Raw genomic sequence first — 15489 nt, forward strand, 5'->3', positions numbered from 1 at the left:
ATGGACTTTGAGATGACTTCAGTCTTAAGAACGACTTTAGTCGTAGACATTTTATGTCCAAATCCACCTGCTTTAGCAGGTGGTCGTTTAAGTGAAGTGACAAAAATTAATCGTGATAACAAGAGCGTTACAATAAGACACTTAGAAACAGGGAAAGTATATGAAGAATCTTATGATGTTTTAATTTTGTCGCCTGGAGCACAGCCATTGAAACCTGGAATCCCAGGCATTGAAGAAGCAGAGAATTTATTTACGCTACGGAATATTCCTGATACAGATAAAATCAAAAGTTATGCTGAATCTCACGAGGTGAAACAGGCTGTTGTTATTGGTGGAGGATTTATAGGGATTGAGATGGTTGAGAATTTATCAGCCCTTGGTATTCGTGTATCGTTGGTAGAAGCAGGAAATCAAGTTATGACGCCTGTAGACTATGAAATGGCGGCCATACTTCATCAGCATCTTAAGCAAAAAGGTGTACGTTTGATCTTAGAAGATAGTGTAACTGCATTTGAAAATAACGGTGCAAAAGTATTGTTAAAGAGTGGTGCTACATTAAATGCAGATATCATCATCTTATCTATTGGGGTGGCGCCAGAAAGTACATTAGCAAAAGAGGCCGGTTTAACGCTTGGATTACGGAATACAATTAAAGTTGGACCAACCCTTCAAACAGAAGATCCTTCTATATATGCCATTGGGGATGCGATTGAAGTCGTGGATTATGTGAATGGAAACCCAACAGTGATTCCGCTCGCTTGGCCAGCCAATCGTCAAGGTCGTTTGGTTGCTGATCATATTTCCGGAATCGATGTACAGTATAATGGAACGCTGGGAACATCTATAGCCAAAGTATTTAACCTAACAGTGGCTACTACTGGCAATAATGAAAAAACATTAAAACGAATAGGATGGCCTTATGAAGTAGTCCATATTCATCCTAATTCCCATGCAGGTTATTATCCTGGTGCATCACCAATTGCCCTTAAATTATTGTTCCATCCGACAAAAGGAATAATATTTGGCGCACAAGCGGTGGGAGCTGATGGTGTGGATAAAAGAATTGATGTCATATCAACTGCTATAAAAGGAAAATTAACGGTGAAAGATTTACCGGATCTAGAACTGTCTTATGCGCCTCCTTATTCATCTGCCAAAGATCCAGTAAATATGGCTGGTTATGCAGCATCCAATATCATGGATGGTATGGTAGAAACCGTACAATGGCATGAAATTGATAGTATTGTACAAAACGGAGGACTCCTTATCGATGTTAGAGAACCAGTAGAACGAGAAATGGGTTATATTCCGGGTTCGATCAATATACCGCTAAATGATATAAGGAATCAGTTAGATAAATTACCGAAAGATCAAACGATATTCGTATCATGCCAAGTTGGAATACGGGGGTATTTAGCTGAACGTATTTTAAAACAAAATGGATTTCACGTGAAGAACTTGGATGGCGGATATAAGACATATAAAGCAGTACTGGAAAGTAATTCGTCAAAACTAGACCAATCTTTTACTGAAGAAACAGAAACATATTCTCCAAGGAAGGAACAGATTGATTCTGGAAGAATGGTAAAACTGGATGCTTGTGGTTTGCAATGCCCAGGTCCCATTATACAAGTGAAAGAACAAATGAAGAAATTAAATGATGGAGATAGATTGGAAGTATCCGCCACGGATCCTGGTTTTTCCAGTGATGTTGAATCCTGGGCTAATAGAACAGGAAATACTCTTATTTCTTCTTCGTTTGAAAACAAAGTAGTAAAAGCTGTGATACAAAAAGGAAATGTGGATAATTATAACGCAGACTCAGCTACTGTAGAGACAAAAAATGGAGCAACCTTGGTTGTTTTTAGCGGTGATTTAGATAAAGCAATAGCCTCTTTTATCATTGCAAATGGCGCCGCGGCGATGGGTAAAAACGTAACGATGTTCTTCACATTTTGGGGCTTGAATGTTTTGCGAAAAAAAAATCCTCCACATGTTGAAAAAGATTCTATGGAAAAAATGTTTGGTATGATGATGCCAAAAGGGCCTAGCGAACTACCATTATCTAAAATGAATATGGGCGGTTTAGGAACAAAAATGATGAAGCGTGTTATGAAAAAGAAAAATGTAGATACTTTGTAAGACCTTATTCAAACATCACAAAAAGCAGGAGTGAAACTTGTCGCATGTACCATGAGTATGAATGTGATGGGAATTAAAAAAGAAGAATTAATCAACGGTATTGATTTCGCTGGCGTTGCAACATACTTGAGTGATACGGAAGATGCCGGTCTTAACTTATTTGTTTAGTATACTAGATCATTCATGTCATGTTTTGCACTAGAATTATGATGTGGCTGTTAACGAATAAGGATTTTTGAAAAATCGGCTCATCACAGTAAATAAAAAAAGAAGGGAATATTAAATGAAAAAAATAGAACAATTAACATCTATCGAGATGATAGAAGACTTTATAAAAGATAACAAATTAAGCTTTATATATATTTCAAAACCAGATTGCGGCGTATGCCATGCTATCTTACCTCATTTAAGACATTTGTTGGATAAATTTCCACTTATTCAATTAGGACAAGTTGATGCGTATCATGTAGAAGAGGTAGTGGCCAAATATTCCATTTTTTCTGTTCCTTCTTTATTTTTATTTATTGAAGGAAAAGAATTTCTAAGAGAAGCTCGTTTTGTCCACTTTGATGAATTGGAAAAGAAAATGGAAAAAATTTATAAAATTTATCAACAATAAATATTGCTAACTAAATTTCCTACCTTTAATTTTTTGTAGAATAGGAACCGTAAATCATATTGATGCTTCCATATATAGAGGGTTAACATATGATGAGCTAAGATTTGAAAGTGAATAAATTGAGTTATCTTTCTGTCTATTCTAGAGTCGTTTTATATGAAAAAGAAGAGGGGGGGCCGCAATATGAACTCCCCCTCGTCAAATAATAGCTGAAATAAAGAAATTTCTAAGCGGCTTTTCGCTCTTATACGGAGCTTGGGCCGTTTATTTTTTGTGAAATTGTTATTTATAATGTCCGTCAATCTTATGTGTTCTTTCAAACATATGTGTTCTTTCAAACAATTGACTAGCTGCGGTTAAAGAGGTGGCTCGAAATATGGCTGTCGTGCCATATTTGTTTCTAATATCATCCATGGCGCTGCTCAGTTTTAACTTATTTTCATAATTACTGAACAAATCCAGTTGATAATAGTAGTCGGGTTGTAGGTCAGAAATGGCGATGCCAACGCTTCTTACAGGGTGATGATCCCAATATTTATTAAATAGTTTATGGCCTGTTTTATAAATACTAATCCATAGTTTGTTCAGATGATTAGAAAAAAATAACCCACCTTCTTCCATAGTGAAGAGGTGGATTCAAGATGTTTAATAGAGTGTAGGGAACATTTATTTTTCTTCTACATTTTTTAAAAGAGATAGATTAAGCTTCTTTCACAAGACGGAATTTTTCTTTAAACTCATTATACCTATTTACGATTTTTTGGTGGATGGGGTGAGCGTGTGGAATACCCAAATACTTAATGATGACTTGATGAACACCATTTTTTCGTATGGCTTGTTTTAATTGTTTAGCTTCAGGGTCTTTGGGGTAATCAAAGAGTAGTCCAGCGGCTATGGCCTTTGTCAGGTTGGATACGTCTAGACCAAGGTCATGTGACAGCAGAGCAGGTTTAACTAGCCGGTCATTCAAAGAAAGTTTACGAATCGGAGACCGGCCAACCCGAACAATTTTATCGGTTAAATTAGGGTTTTTGAAACGTTTTAAGATCTTTTTAATGTATGTCTTATGCTTCGATGCATCTAGGTCATGTTTTTCAATTAACATATGACCCGTTTCTTGCATGACATTTTCAATTTCCATTATTAATATTGGGTCAGCCATCACTTCTTGTATGGTGGTATAGCCATTGAGATAACCCAAATAAGCTGCACAGCAATGACCTGTATTGACGGTAAATAGTTTACGTTCAATGAACGCTTCAAGGGAATCTACCATTTTGACACCTTGTATCTCAGGTAGTCCTCCAAGCATCGCAGAACGGTCAATCACCCATTCAAAATAAGGTTCTACGGTAACTTCAAGTGGATCCTCGTGGTGCTGTGCTGGAACAATCCGATCAACAGCAGCATTCGGGAAGGCGACATAGCGATCTACTTTTTCATGCATTTCTTCAGGTATATATTCATAAACGTATTTCTTAAGCTTAGAGCTAGCAGCGATTGCATTTTCACATGCGATGATATGAAGAGGGTCTATATGACTTTTTTCTAATCTTTGCCTGATACCTAAGGCCATTTTCTCTGCAATATCTGGTAAATTAGATACACCGACAGCGGTCGTTACCAAGTTGGTATTTGCAATACGCCTCGCAACGGCTTCTTTATTTTTTGAAGAGATGGCAGTGATATTTTGAACGATCTGTTTATCGTTTGTTTCATTAGCAATATAGACGGGGTATTGTTTTCTTTGCTTGAGTAAGGAGATTTTCTTTTTATTTCGGGTGACAAAGCAAACGTCGTAATTGGATTTGGTGAGAAGTAATCCGATAAATCCTCGGCCAATATTTCCTGCTCCAAAATGTACGGCGTTCGGCCTGTGGGGCTGTGAATCACGACTTCCACTCAATTCATGGTGTAATGCATTCATAGGCAATCTCTCCTCTTGAATAATATTTCAGTTGTTAAGAAATAAAAAGCGAGATGAATAATTGACCAAATTTTATCTGATCATGAGTTACCCTATTTTCTTAATAAAATTCTCCACTAAATCAGTTAGTGTATAGTTTTCTAATGAGTCGATTGTATGGTGACCTTTGCTAAATGGTAACTGATTTGTGATTGTATTTTTGGCGACAATGGTAGGAATACCAGCCGCAACGGCCGCACGTGATCCATTTGGCGAATCCTCGATGGCAATCGCTTCACTTGCCTTAACGCCTAATCGGTCTAAAGCTTGATGATAAAGTTCGGGATCTGGTTTAACATTTTTAACACTGTCAGCTGTACAATAACAGTCAAAGTAGTCATCAATATTAAGCAGATTGACAAACTTTTTGACCCAATCCATATGAGAGCTTGTGGCTAGACCGATTTTTAATCCTGCTTCTTTGGCTTCGTCTAAAAGATTTAAAATTCCGGGTCTGATGGATTCACTTTCCATCATTTTTGTGTGGGTGTTTTGAATCGATTTTCTGAATTCGTCCAGATCAATAGGAATATTGTGATGAGTACGTAAATATGTGTATGGATCAAAAGAATGGAGACTAGTACCGAGGCATTCTGAATATTTTTCTAATGTCAAATCAATTCCATGTTCCTTATAAGCATCCCTAAATGCAACATACCATGCCGTTTCCGTGTCAATAATTGTCCCGTCAAAATCAAAAATAATCGCTTTAATCATATGAGTGACATATCCCCTTCCAAATTTAAATTTTAGAGTGAAAAATAACTTTTAATATTGTGAATTATTAATCACTAATATAACCGTAGCATGAATGTTTAAACGTTTCAAGGAAGATGAGAGGGATTAGGATGAAAATGGCGGAAAAGAGTAGCGTAGAAAACCGCACTAAATCAATAATGGAAACGTGACCAAAATATTTTTAAAAAATTTACAAAATAGGCGGGTGTTTAGGGGAAGTACCACGGGGGAATCGCCTACTGTCAATGCTCAAAATTTTTTGAACTTGTCTAGAGTCCTCATAAGGATGACCAAACATGTCTTATGTATTGTTTAATTTTATTTCGGTCATAAAGTAAGTAAAAATAAGTCATGTATTCAATAGAAAAGGAACCAGGCGGCCCCTTTTAAAGTGGATAATTTTCTCTCCAAGGTGAGTTTTCCATTGTACCATGTAAGGTCCAATAAAGTTGAACAAGTTGAGTCTCATATTTAAGATGTTTTTTGTAAAAATAAATATGTTTTTCTGGATCGATATGTTCATAATACATGGCTAAAGTGCCATATAAGCTTGTTTTTTGAAGAAGTTGAGCTAAACGTGGATCCATAAAATCTCTCCCTTTGTATAATTGATCAAAGCCAATATATGCAAAAGGTAAGGCGGATGACACGATTTCACGGTGCCTGTCAGTGCGACCGAGTTGTGTCAAATTAAGTCAACTTCACATACATATTTTGACTCATTACAGGCAAAATATCTGATGGAGGTGTCCACAAATGGCTGGAAAAAAGAAAAATTTAGGCGATTCATTTAGTGATGAACAAGCTGTTAGAAAAAGTTTGTCCAAACAATTTGATCATGAATTTGCAAATGAACCGCTAACACCCGCTGAAAAGTTCAATAATAAGAAAACAAAAAAACGTCAATAATCATCAAAGATACTTTATCAATTACCGTATTTTAATAATGGCCTAGGATTGACCTTTAAATGAAGAAAGATCCTAGGTCATTTTTACCTTATAGAGGTTGTTCAAAAAGTCACCAAATGATAAGCTACGAATCTCGGCGCCCGCTTGTTTTTCCGGTCCTCATGTACCAAAAACAAGAGGACCTTCAACTAAAATCGCTCACGTCCTGTGGCGGGCGCCTGAAGCTACCACATCATGTGGAATGCCGGTCCTCAAAACTGCGCCGCTCTTAGCCTTCCGACGGCCAGGACGGGCTAGTACTGGCGTTCTGGCAGGATGCCAGCGTACTTAGCCAGTAACCCTTTTCGTTTGTCACCTTTTTGAACACGCACTTATAACGATTAGGTCAACCTCTGAGTTAAACCACTTTATGTAAAAGGATTCTATCATTATAAAATTGCACAATACTTGTTACTAACGAAATGAAGGTGGATTTAATGAAAAAAAAGAAAAAGAAAATTCCAATGGAAGAGTCTCCAATAAGAAAATTTCATGTTAAAATGGCAACTTTAACTTTTGGCGCCCATTTTACAGATGGTTATGTCATCGGAATTATTAGTTTTGCGTTACTTGCTTTAGGAAAAGTTTGGGATTTAACACCATTTGAATTAGGTCTGCTTGGAAGTTCTGTACTTATTGGTTTGTTTTTTGGTAGTTTCTTGTTAGGGTGGGCATCAGACTATATTGGTCGTCAGAAAATATTCTTATTTAGTTTCATTCTGATTACACTTGCGTCATTCTTACAACTTTTCGCACCGAATGTTTGGATTCTATTTATTTTGCGCTTCTTTATAGGATTTGGATTAGGTGGAGACTATACCGTTGGGCAAGCCATGCTGGCAGAATTTTCACCCAAAAAATATCGTGGATCTTTGTTAGGCTCATTTAATGTTTTCTTTACCGTTGGGTATGTGGTATCAAGTCTGATTGGCATGTTTTTACTAGATGCTGGAGTAGCATGGAACTGGATGTTAGCTTCATCAACTATTCCGGCCATTACCGTGCTGCTACTTAGAATCGGTACTCCTGAATCTCCGAAATATTTGATGAGTCAGGGAGAAGAGGAAAAAGCGCAAGAAATTGTCAAAGAGAATCTTGGTGAGCATGTTTATATTCCACATGAAAAACAAACCAAAAACCTAGGTATGAAACATTTGTTTGGTAAAAAATATATCAAACGAACCATTTTTAATGGGACGTTTTATGCTTGCATTGTTTTACCGTACTTCTCTGTATTTACGTTTTTACCAACTATCTTAAGTTATTTTGACATGCAAGAAGGTCATACGGCGGATATTGTGTTAAATTTATTCCTCTTATTGGGTGCATTCCTTGGAACTTATTTGACAGTGAAACTCTCGCGCCGTGGTTTCCTTATTTCTTCATTTGTTATATGTTTTGTTTCTCTTGCTTTACTTGGGATAATCCCTCAAAGCTTTAGTATACTTTTAATTATCGCATTTGTTGTGTACACGATATTTATCTCAGCCATTAATAACTTAGTGGGGATTTATCCGGCGGAAAGTTTTCCGACTGAGCTAAGAGCATCAGGTGTAGGTGTTGCTACGGCCTGTAGCCGGATTGGTTCTGCACTAGGCACATTCCTCTTACCTATTATGATTACAAGGCTTGGGTTATCTCCAACGATGCTTATTCTTTCGGGTGTCTTGCTTTTGGGCACAATCGTCTCAATTACACTTGCGCCTGAAACAAAAGGCAAAAAACTTGCTTAGGGTGGTGCCGGTGCCTGTCACCGCCCGAAATTTGCCAAAAAATATTTGTAAAAAAAGAACTCAAGATCATCCTCCAATTAGGGGAAAGATCTCGAGCTCAGATACGCTACAGTCTTACTCAACATTAATATGATTAGCGGCGGCTTCTTCATTCGATACATGGTCACGACGACTGAGACGTAGGCAAAGGTCGTCGAGTACAAGATGAACGGATTGATCGAACAGGGAACTGAGAAGTTGGATGGATTTACCACCTTTATCGCCTTTCGTTACACCAGGAACTAAAATGATGGCATCTGATAATTGAGCGAGCGGTGAGTTTAATTTACTTGTTACGCCAATTACAGTTAGGCCTAATTTTTTTGCGGCTTCGGCATTGGATACCGTATTTTTTGTTTTTCCTGAGCCTGATATAGCCACAAATACGTCCTTTTCTTTAAGAGAAGGTGTGACCGTTTCCCCCATGACATAAGGCTGGTAGCCAATATGCATCAAGCGCATGGCAAAACTTCGTGCTTGGAATCCGCTGCGACCTTCTCCGTCTACAAAAATACGACGGTCTTTTGAAAGATAGGACATAACGTCGTCTAATGAAGATTCATCAAACTTTTCCATAACGCCTTGAATTTCGTTTACAATTTGATCAATCATTCTCATAATAATGCCTCCTTGTAAATTTTAACTTGATTCGTTATATCATTGGCCTTCGTAATTCCAGAGCCCACAATCACAATTTCGGGTCCTGCTTCTTTAATAGAGGGCAATTCCTCAAGAGTGATCCCCCCAGCAACGGCCATTCGCTTAATTTGTGGGTATTTTTCTTTAAAGGCTTTGATGTCTTGAGCCGGGTTTTGGTTCTTTTCTTTATCAATGGAGGTGTGTAAGCAGTAAATAGCATCAGGAAAAGAGGCTATTTTTTTAATTTTTTCATCAGTGCATTCGAGTAGATCGATCATCATGTCTTTTCCGTATTCTTTGGTCACGTGATAGCATTTAGTTAATGTTTCATAAGATGAACTGCCCATGACGGTAAGAATATCAAATCCTGCTTGATAACCTTGTATAAATTCATATTCTCCTTCATCATTTGTTTTAATATCTCCAAGAAGGAGGGCTTGATGAGTTGAATGCATGATCTGGTCTAAGTGCTTCAATCCAAAATCTTTGATTAACGAAGTACCTATTTCAATGATATCCGCATGAGGTGTAACTTTGTTGATCATGGATAACGCTTTTTCACGATCTACACGATCAATGGCCACTTGTAACTTCATATGAGTTCACTCCTTTTTTAGAGAGAGAGGCGATAAAGTGATCCAGCTCATCTCTCGTTGGCAATCCTTCATTATCACTAATGTGTGTTACTTGAATAGCCCCGATGGCATTGGCGCGTGTTAGAAGGGCAGAGGGACTTAGTCCTTCTAGTAATCCGGTGAGAATCCCCACAGCAAAACCATCTCCGGCACCAACTGTATCAACTGGCTGTACAGTAAAACTTTTTACAAATGTTTCACTGTCTTGTGTTTTTTGCTCTTTCATATAGGAACCTGTTGTGCCTAATTTTATAATAATTTTTTTAATACCCTTGGCTAAATAGTGATTGGCTATCTCCTCTTTTGTGCTTAATCCTGTTAGACGTTTTGCCTCTTTAAAACCCGGCATGAAAACATCACATTTTTCAGCGAGAAGATTGATTTTACGAACCATGTCTTCTTTACTTTTCCATAAAGAAGGTCGAAGATTCGGATCAAATGTGACAAGCATCTGATTTTGTTTTGCTTTTTGAATGGCTTGAAGGGTTGCTTGAAACGTTTCATCACTTAATGCGGGAAAAATACCCGTGACGTGAAGTATTTTTGCACCAGTGAAATCAAATTGGTTTATAAATGCTGGATCAATCGTTGACGCGGCTGTGTTTTTTCTAAAATAAACAACCTCTGGATCTGTTGCACTGGTTTTATTTTTTATTTGAAATCCAGTTGGGTGTTCATCGTTGACTTTAATGAAATCTGTTGAGATATGCTCTTTTTCTAACATGCATTTTATATATTCTCCAAAAGGATCACGACCGACTTGACTGAGGTAGGATATGGTATGACCTAATCTTGAGACTCCGATCGAGACATTTACTTCTGCCCCAGCTAGATATTTTGTAAAATGATTAACTTGACTTAATGGAGCTTCATCATCAGCAACAAACATTGCCATCGCTTCACCCATCGTAATAATTTCACTCATGATCGTTCATTTCCCTTCTCCTTGAAATATTGGGTATAGCAAATATTAAGAAATAGTTTTACATTCGTTTTGTTGATTGACGTATTAATAATGTTCCTGGTATCTCAAAATGTTCTGGTAGCGCTCTATCGCCTGTTAATCGAAGAGCGAGGCATTCCATCGCTTTTTGTCCAATGGCAAAGGCATTTTGATCAATAACCGTAATGCTGGGATGGGTCAATTTAGTCCAGTTGGGGTCGCCAAAACCACACAGACCCATTTGATTTGGAATGGATAAGTCTAATGCATATAAACATTCTAAGATAACCTGTAGGACTTCACCGTTCGCAGCAATAATCACTGGTTGTTCATTTATATGATCTTGATATTCACGCCTAATGATTGTTTTGATGTCTGCTTTCTTATTGATATCAACGGTATAGGTCTTGCCATAAATTTCGTCATTGCAAGATATAAAGTGATGAAAGCATGACTGTCTAATGAATCGGGTACTGATTTTTTGGATGTTTTCGGTTATATAAATAAATGATCTAAACCCATTTGTGATAAGATGCTCAAGAAGTGATTGCATAATGACCGCGTCATTTGTTGTTACTGCATCACAAATTCTATTTTCGGTTGAACGGTCTAGTAAAACGACAGGGACTCCTTGATCTATTAATTGGTCGAGAAGGGCCTGGTTATAACCCGTGGCATTAATAAGTAGTCCCTCGACATTTGTATCAATGAGAGATTCAATGTTCTGTTTCTCAGTTACTTGATCGTTATCTGCATTCGTAATGATCATTTGAAAATGATTCTTTTTACAATAATCATTGATGCCTTTTAACATAAGTGCGGAGTAGGGATTTCCGATATCTGCTAAGGATATGCCTATAAAATGGCTTTTTTTTGATTTCAAGCCTTGAGCAAATTTGTTAGGACGGTAATTTGTTTCTTTAATAATGGCTGAGATCTTCTCTCTTGTCTCACTCGACATATACTCATATTTTTCATTCAAATATCTTGAAATGGTTGTTTTAGAGACATTTGCCTTTTTAGCAATATCTGCAATGGTGATATGTTGTTCGTTTTTCTTCATATGATACACCGCATTTCATTTATGCTTTTTTTAAAATTAACTCATCTTTTACCGCATCTTTTTCAGTTTGTTTGGCTTTTTTTAATAGACCAATTAATACAGCGCTTACAACAGTTCCAATTAAAATAGATGATAAGAATAATAGCTTCGGCATAAGACCGCCTTCAATGACAGGAATAACAAAGAGTCCCCCGTGAGGAGCAGGTAGTTTAATTTGGAAGAGCATGGTTAAAGCTCCAGTGATACTTGAACCAATCATGACTGACGGAATGATGCGAAGTGGATCAGCTAAAGCAACTGGCATACAGCATTCCGTGATAAAACTTGCACCAAGCAAATAATACGTTTTTCCTTGTGTTCGTTCATCAATCGTGAATTTTGATTTAAATAGAGTTGTTGATAGGGCAACAGCAAGTGGTGGCACGAGACCAGCTGCCATTATGGCTGCCATCGGGTAATAGTTTCCTTGTGCAATCATGGCAAGACCAAATGTGTAAGCTATTTTATTAACGGGACCACCAAGGTCAACGGCCATCATCAGACCAAACACGGCACCAACTAGAGCTAGATTACTCGTTCCAAGACTATTTAATCCACTTGTTAATGTTGAATTTAACCAACTCATTGGTCCTGCAATAATAGTGAACATGATGACTCCGACGAAAAAGGTACTAATAACCGGAAAAATCAAGACATTTTTAAGACTTTCCAAACTAGAAGGGAATTTTTTGAATAGAACGTTTAGAGCCCTAATGCTGTAGCCAGCAAGGAATCCAGCAATAATTCCTCCGAAAAAACTACTCCCTGTTGTATGAGCAATTAATCCACCAATCATACCTGGTGCTAAAGCCGTTTTTCCTGCAATTGCGCTTGCGATAAAACCTGCAAAGACAGGAAGCATAAGTAAAAAGGCATGTTCATGACCAATATCGTATAACATTTTTGCAAATTGATTAAAATCTGAGCTGCCAGGTTTTGTCGCATTAATACCGAATAAGAAAGACACGGCAATTAAAATACCTCCACCAGCAACAAAAGGGATCATGGACCTAATACCATTCATTAAATCATCATAAAGCATCTCTTTAATTGATTTCTTCTTTGTTTGCTCTTTCATGATTATCCCACCTTTAGTATAAACCGGTTTTGTAAATCGGTAAACTAGATTGTACTTATAGTATACGATAAAAAAATTGATTTGGCAACGCTTACACGTGCCTGTCACCACCCGAAATATGTCGAATAATATCGAAGATTCATATTAACAAGAGAATAGATCCTGTCTAATATAAATGTAAGAACATATGTTTTATTCGGTTGCAAAGATGAAGTTCCTCAAGTATGTTAGAAGGGGAAAATTTAGAGTTTCCAACTGCTATCTTCCAGACACGATGTTTTTTGGGGTTACGCGGAGTGCCTCTCACCACCAAGATTTATGAAATAGCCGAGAACACTCGTGACTTTAGTCATGAGAGGTTCAGTAGACCCTCAATAATCAATAGCTATTATTAATGTTTTTTTAATCATATAGTCAACCATCTTATGTTATAGTATTGTAAAGGAAATATTAAACAAAGGTTTGATTAAATGATAAATGTGAATATGAGTAGATGGCTTAGCAATGCCTTAACTATTTTTTCAATATTGTTTATTTTCTATATGACAATCCTTCCTCATTCTGAATTAGGGATCGGTGTAAGTAAAGGATTTATCAATCTAAACCCTTTCTTGATTTTTAATCAAGGTTTAACTTATTCTAGCCTCGTCGTAAATGATTTTGGTAATATCTTGTTATTTGTCCCATTTGGTTTCTTTTTATCTATTAGATTTCCTCAATTAAAGTTATCTAGAGTTGTCCTCTTTGGTTGTTTATTATCCATTACTATAGAGTGCATTCAGTTATTTATGGCCAATCGATGTACGGATATTGATGATGTTATTTTGAATACGCTGGGTGCTTTTGTTGGGTATTTGGTGTGGGTAGGGGTTAGATGGCAAATGAATAGGGAGTAAAAGAACCCGTATAGGTTAATACCTTGTGCGGGTTCTTTTACATTATTTTATCATTTTTTTGAATGATTGACTTTATTTGTTGATGTAGTAATCCCAGGTAGTGGTGGTGCCACTCTGTTCTTTGTAGAGTTTTCATAGGCACTTGCAATATGAATGATTTCTGGTTCTTCGAATGCTCTTCCTAAAAACTCGATGTTTGCGGGTAAGGATGTTCCGGTATTAGATATAGCATATCCCATAGGAACGCTAATGGCTGGGAAACCAGTATTTTCACTCCATCTACTAAAAAGGCCAGCTTGCTCTTTTCCAATTAAGTCAGCAAGTTGTGCAGAAGATGGATATGCAATTGCTGAAAAATTGTTTTTTGCCATCGTATCGAGAGTCCAATCCTGTAATTGTGTACGCATAGAGAGTGCACGTTGATAGTTCAGGTTATCAGAGAGAGTATTAGGGTCAATTTTGATTTCCCGGTCATAGGATTCTTTAGCATAAGGACTGTAGTTACCAGAATCATAGAGCTCTTGGAATGATTTTACTGGAACGTTAGGACCTTGCTCAGAGAGAAATTGATTTACATCATGAGCAGATTCATAAGTAATGACGGACGAGCCGCCAAGTAAATCTTTATCCGGGCCTTTAATTTCAATCACTTCAGCACCTAATGCTTCGAGATCACTAGCTGCTTTTCGAAGCAACTGAACGACTGGTCCATTAGGTTGATCTCCCCAAATTGCTAATCCGCCGGTTACAAGACCGATCTTAGTCCCTTTGAGTCGACCGCCTTTTGCGAAAGAGGCATAACCTTGTTTAGGAATTTTACCGACTCCTCGGGCTGTTGTAGGATCATTCGAATCATATCCTGCGATTAAATCAAGTCCAGTCGCTGCGTCTTTGACGTCTGCAGCTAGAGGACCTGCTGTATCTTGTGTAAGAGCCCTTGGGAATATTCCCTGACGGCTAACTAATCCTACAGTTGGACGAATGGTCACCACTCCAGTCAAAGCTGCTGGTATACGAAGGGATCCACCCGTATCTGTTCCAAGAGCTAAGGGAGCGTATTGAGCAGCTATTGCTGCTGCACTGCCACCAGATGAACCGCCAACTGTTCGACTGAGATCATATGGATTTTTAATAGCTCCTTCAAGACTAGATATGCCATAGACCGCAGCTGCAAAATCATCCAAATTCGTCTTCGCCAGTATGATAGCGCCTTGGGCTTCTAAACGATTAATAATGGTTGCATTTTTGTCAGGAGTCCAATTTTCAAATAGCTTTGATCCATTTGTGGTTGGAATGTCATCCGTATTGATAACATCTTTAACAACAACAGGAACACAATGAGCTGGGCCTAATTTTTTATCGGAACGTTGTTTTTTATCTAAGGCTGCTGCTTGAGATTCAGCTTTCGGATTCATATTAATTACAGCGTTCAGTTTTGGTCCTTGTTTATCGTAAGCTTTAATACGATCTGTATACGCCGATACCAATTGTTGACAAGAAAACTTGTGAGTTTTGATACCAGACTCAATCTTACTAATAGACATTCCCTCAACAGACTTAGCAGAAATAGGAGGTTTAGCTGCGTTTGTAGAAGGTACAAAGGTAAGAAGTAAACCTAAGACGACGAGTAATATGAAACCTACTTTCGTTACATTCTTGACGCGAGAGAGGTTTTGACTACTGAAATGTGTGAACAAGCATCCCATCCCTTTCCATTTTTTTAATGAATATTTAAACTAATTAGACTATTTATTGACAATTATACATATAAAAAGATCGAAATAAATCAACTAGATAGATATTTTGTTAAAAATGGTCAATAAGTCTGCACTTTAATTTTATATATCTCTTAAATGAATTACTTATGGACTAATCTATGAATTTCGAATAACCGAATGAACCGCTATTTGATTATATAAATTAATCGGCCATTAACTGGTTTAAAAAGCGTCTAATTAACCATGTCAGAAAAACTTACAACATTTTAGACAATTCTGAATCGAGTTGCTAA

14 protein-coding genes and 1 pseudogene are annotated in these 15489 nt (G+C 37.4%); 5 read left to right on the plus strand and 10 right to left on the minus strand.

Annotated elements, in window-relative coordinates; genetic code table 11:
* Positions 1-90 precede the first annotated feature (90 nt).
* Positions 91-2310: pseudogene (locus FG390_RS16070) on the plus strand (DsrE/DsrF/DrsH-like family protein); the annotation flags it as partial.
* A gap of 115 nt (positions 2311-2425) precedes the next feature.
* A complete protein-coding gene (locus FG390_RS11310) occupies positions 2426-2761 on the plus strand; it encodes a thioredoxin family protein (protein WP_141191148.1) in 336 nt (111 codons plus the stop codon).
* Between the two features lie 282 nt (positions 2762-3043).
* On the opposite strand, the gene FG390_RS11315 is transcribed toward FG390_RS11310, so the two are convergent.
* The 4 genes from FG390_RS11315 to FG390_RS11330 form a co-directional block, all read right to left on the minus strand.
* Positions 3044-3382: a DinB/UmuC family translesion DNA polymerase gene (locus tag FG390_RS11315; RefSeq protein ID WP_141191149.1), complete on the minus strand. Its 339-nt coding sequence runs from the start codon at positions 3380-3382 to the stop codon at positions 3044-3046.
* 79 nt (positions 3383-3461) lie between these two features.
* Complete coding sequence (locus tag FG390_RS11320; RefSeq protein WP_141191150.1) at positions 3462-4688, minus strand: mannitol-1-phosphate 5-dehydrogenase; 1227 nt, start codon at positions 4686-4688, stop codon at positions 3462-3464.
* Between the two features lie 87 nt (positions 4689-4775).
* Positions 4776-5444 carry an HAD family hydrolase gene (locus FG390_RS11325; RefSeq protein WP_141191151.1) on the minus strand — a complete coding sequence of 223 codons (669 nt, stop codon included), beginning with the start codon at positions 5442-5444 and terminating at the stop codon, positions 4776-4778.
* Between the two features lie 407 nt (positions 5445-5851).
* Positions 5852-6052: a hypothetical protein gene (locus FG390_RS11330; RefSeq protein WP_141191152.1), complete on the minus strand. Its 201-nt coding sequence runs from the start codon at positions 6050-6052 to the stop codon at positions 5852-5854.
* A 169-nt stretch (positions 6053-6221) separates the two neighbouring features.
* Between FG390_RS11330 and sspO the strand changes: the two genes are divergently transcribed.
* Positions 6222-6374 (plus strand): small acid-soluble spore protein SspO, encoded by a 153-nt coding sequence (gene sspO, locus FG390_RS11335; protein WP_141191153.1) that lies wholly within the window; start codon positions 6222-6224, stop codon positions 6372-6374.
* Positions 6375-6850: 476 nt separating this feature from the next.
* A complete protein-coding gene (locus FG390_RS11340; protein WP_141191154.1) occupies positions 6851-8146 on the plus strand; it encodes an MFS transporter in 1296 nt (431 codons plus the stop codon).
* Between the two features lie 114 nt (positions 8147-8260).
* On the opposite strand, the gene hxlB is transcribed toward FG390_RS11340, so the two are convergent.
* Genes hxlB through FG390_RS11365 form a run of 5 tightly spaced genes read right to left on the minus strand, consistent with a single transcriptional unit; the run spans position 8261 to position 12582 of the window.
* Entirely contained in the window at positions 8261-8803 is a 543-nt protein-coding gene (gene hxlB / locus FG390_RS11345) for a 6-phospho-3-hexuloisomerase (protein ID WP_141191155.1), read from the minus strand.
* Entirely contained in the window at positions 8800-9420 is a 621-nt protein-coding gene (locus FG390_RS11350) for an orotidine 5'-phosphate decarboxylase / HUMPS family protein (protein ID WP_141191156.1), read from the minus strand. Before FG390_RS11350 ends, hxlB begins: the two co-directional genes overlap by 4 nt.
* Complete coding sequence (locus FG390_RS11355) at positions 9398-10384, minus strand: sugar kinase (RefSeq protein WP_141191157.1); 987 nt, start codon at positions 10382-10384, stop codon at positions 9398-9400. Before FG390_RS11355 ends, FG390_RS11350 begins: the two co-directional genes overlap by 23 nt.
* Positions 10385-10442: 58 nt before the next feature.
* Entirely contained in the window at positions 10443-11465 is a 1023-nt protein-coding gene (locus FG390_RS11360; protein WP_141191158.1) for a LacI family DNA-binding transcriptional regulator, read from the minus strand.
* A gap of 19 nt (positions 11466-11484) precedes the next feature.
* Positions 11485-12582, minus strand: a complete 1098-nt coding sequence (locus FG390_RS11365; RefSeq protein WP_141191159.1) for a PTS fructose transporter subunit IIC — start codon at positions 12580-12582, stop codon at positions 11485-11487.
* 470 nt (positions 12583-13052) lie between these two features.
* Between FG390_RS11365 and FG390_RS11370 the strand changes: the two genes are divergently transcribed.
* On the plus strand, positions 13053-13478 hold the full coding sequence (locus FG390_RS11370) for a VanZ family protein (RefSeq protein ID WP_141191160.1): 426 nt from the start codon (positions 13053-13055) through the stop codon (positions 13476-13478).
* 50 nt (positions 13479-13528) lie between these two features.
* On the opposite strand, the gene FG390_RS11375 is transcribed toward FG390_RS11370, so the two are convergent.
* Positions 13529-15175, minus strand: a complete 1647-nt coding sequence (locus FG390_RS11375; RefSeq protein ID WP_181406478.1) for an amidase — start codon at positions 15173-15175, stop codon at positions 13529-13531.
* Positions 15176-15489: the final 314 nt, after the last annotated feature.

The sequence above is a fragment of the Terrilactibacillus laevilacticus genome, from assembly GCF_006517395.1.
Lineage (GTDB): Bacteria > Bacillota > Bacilli > Bacillales > Sporolactobacillaceae > Terrilactibacillus > Terrilactibacillus laevilacticus.

Coding starts and splice junctions, on each gene's coding strand:
- FG390_RS11325 (WP_141191151.1), bottom strand. CDS start 5,444: ATGATTAAAGCGATTATTTTTGATTTTGACGGGACAATTATTGACACG.
- FG390_RS11360 (WP_141191158.1), bottom strand. CDS start 11,465: ATGAAGAAAAACGAACAACATATCACCATTGCAGATATTGCTAAAAAG.
- hxlB (WP_141191155.1), bottom strand. CDS start 8,803: ATGAGAATGATTGATCAAATTGTAAACGAAATTCAAGGCGTTATGGAA.
- sspO (WP_141191153.1), top strand. CDS start 6,222: ATGGCTGGAAAAAAGAAAAATTTAGGCGATTCATTTAGTGATGAACAA.
- FG390_RS11365 (WP_141191159.1), bottom strand. CDS start 12,582: ATGAAAGAGCAAACAAAGAAGAAATCAATTAAAGAGATGCTTTATGAT.
- FG390_RS11350 (WP_141191156.1), bottom strand. CDS start 9,420: ATGAAGTTACAAGTGGCCATTGATCGTGTAGATCGTGAAAAAGCGTTA.
- FG390_RS11340 (WP_141191154.1), top strand. CDS start 6,851: ATGAAAAAAAAGAAAAAGAAAATTCCAATGGAAGAGTCTCCAATAAGA.
- FG390_RS11320 (WP_141191150.1), bottom strand. CDS start 4,688: ATGAATGCATTACACCATGAATTGAGTGGAAGTCGTGATTCACAGCCC.
- FG390_RS11315 (WP_141191149.1), bottom strand. CDS start 3,382: ATGGAAGAAGGTGGGTTATTTTTTTCTAATCATCTGAACAAACTATGG.
- FG390_RS11330 (WP_141191152.1), bottom strand. CDS start 6,052: ATGGATCCACGTTTAGCTCAACTTCTTCAAAAAACAAGCTTATATGGC.
- FG390_RS11370 (WP_141191160.1), top strand. CDS start 13,053: ATGATAAATGTGAATATGAGTAGATGGCTTAGCAATGCCTTAACTATT.
- FG390_RS11355 (WP_141191157.1), bottom strand. CDS start 10,384: ATGAGTGAAATTATTACGATGGGTGAAGCGATGGCAATGTTTGTTGCT.
- FG390_RS11310 (WP_141191148.1), top strand. CDS start 2,426: ATGAAAAAAATAGAACAATTAACATCTATCGAGATGATAGAAGACTTT.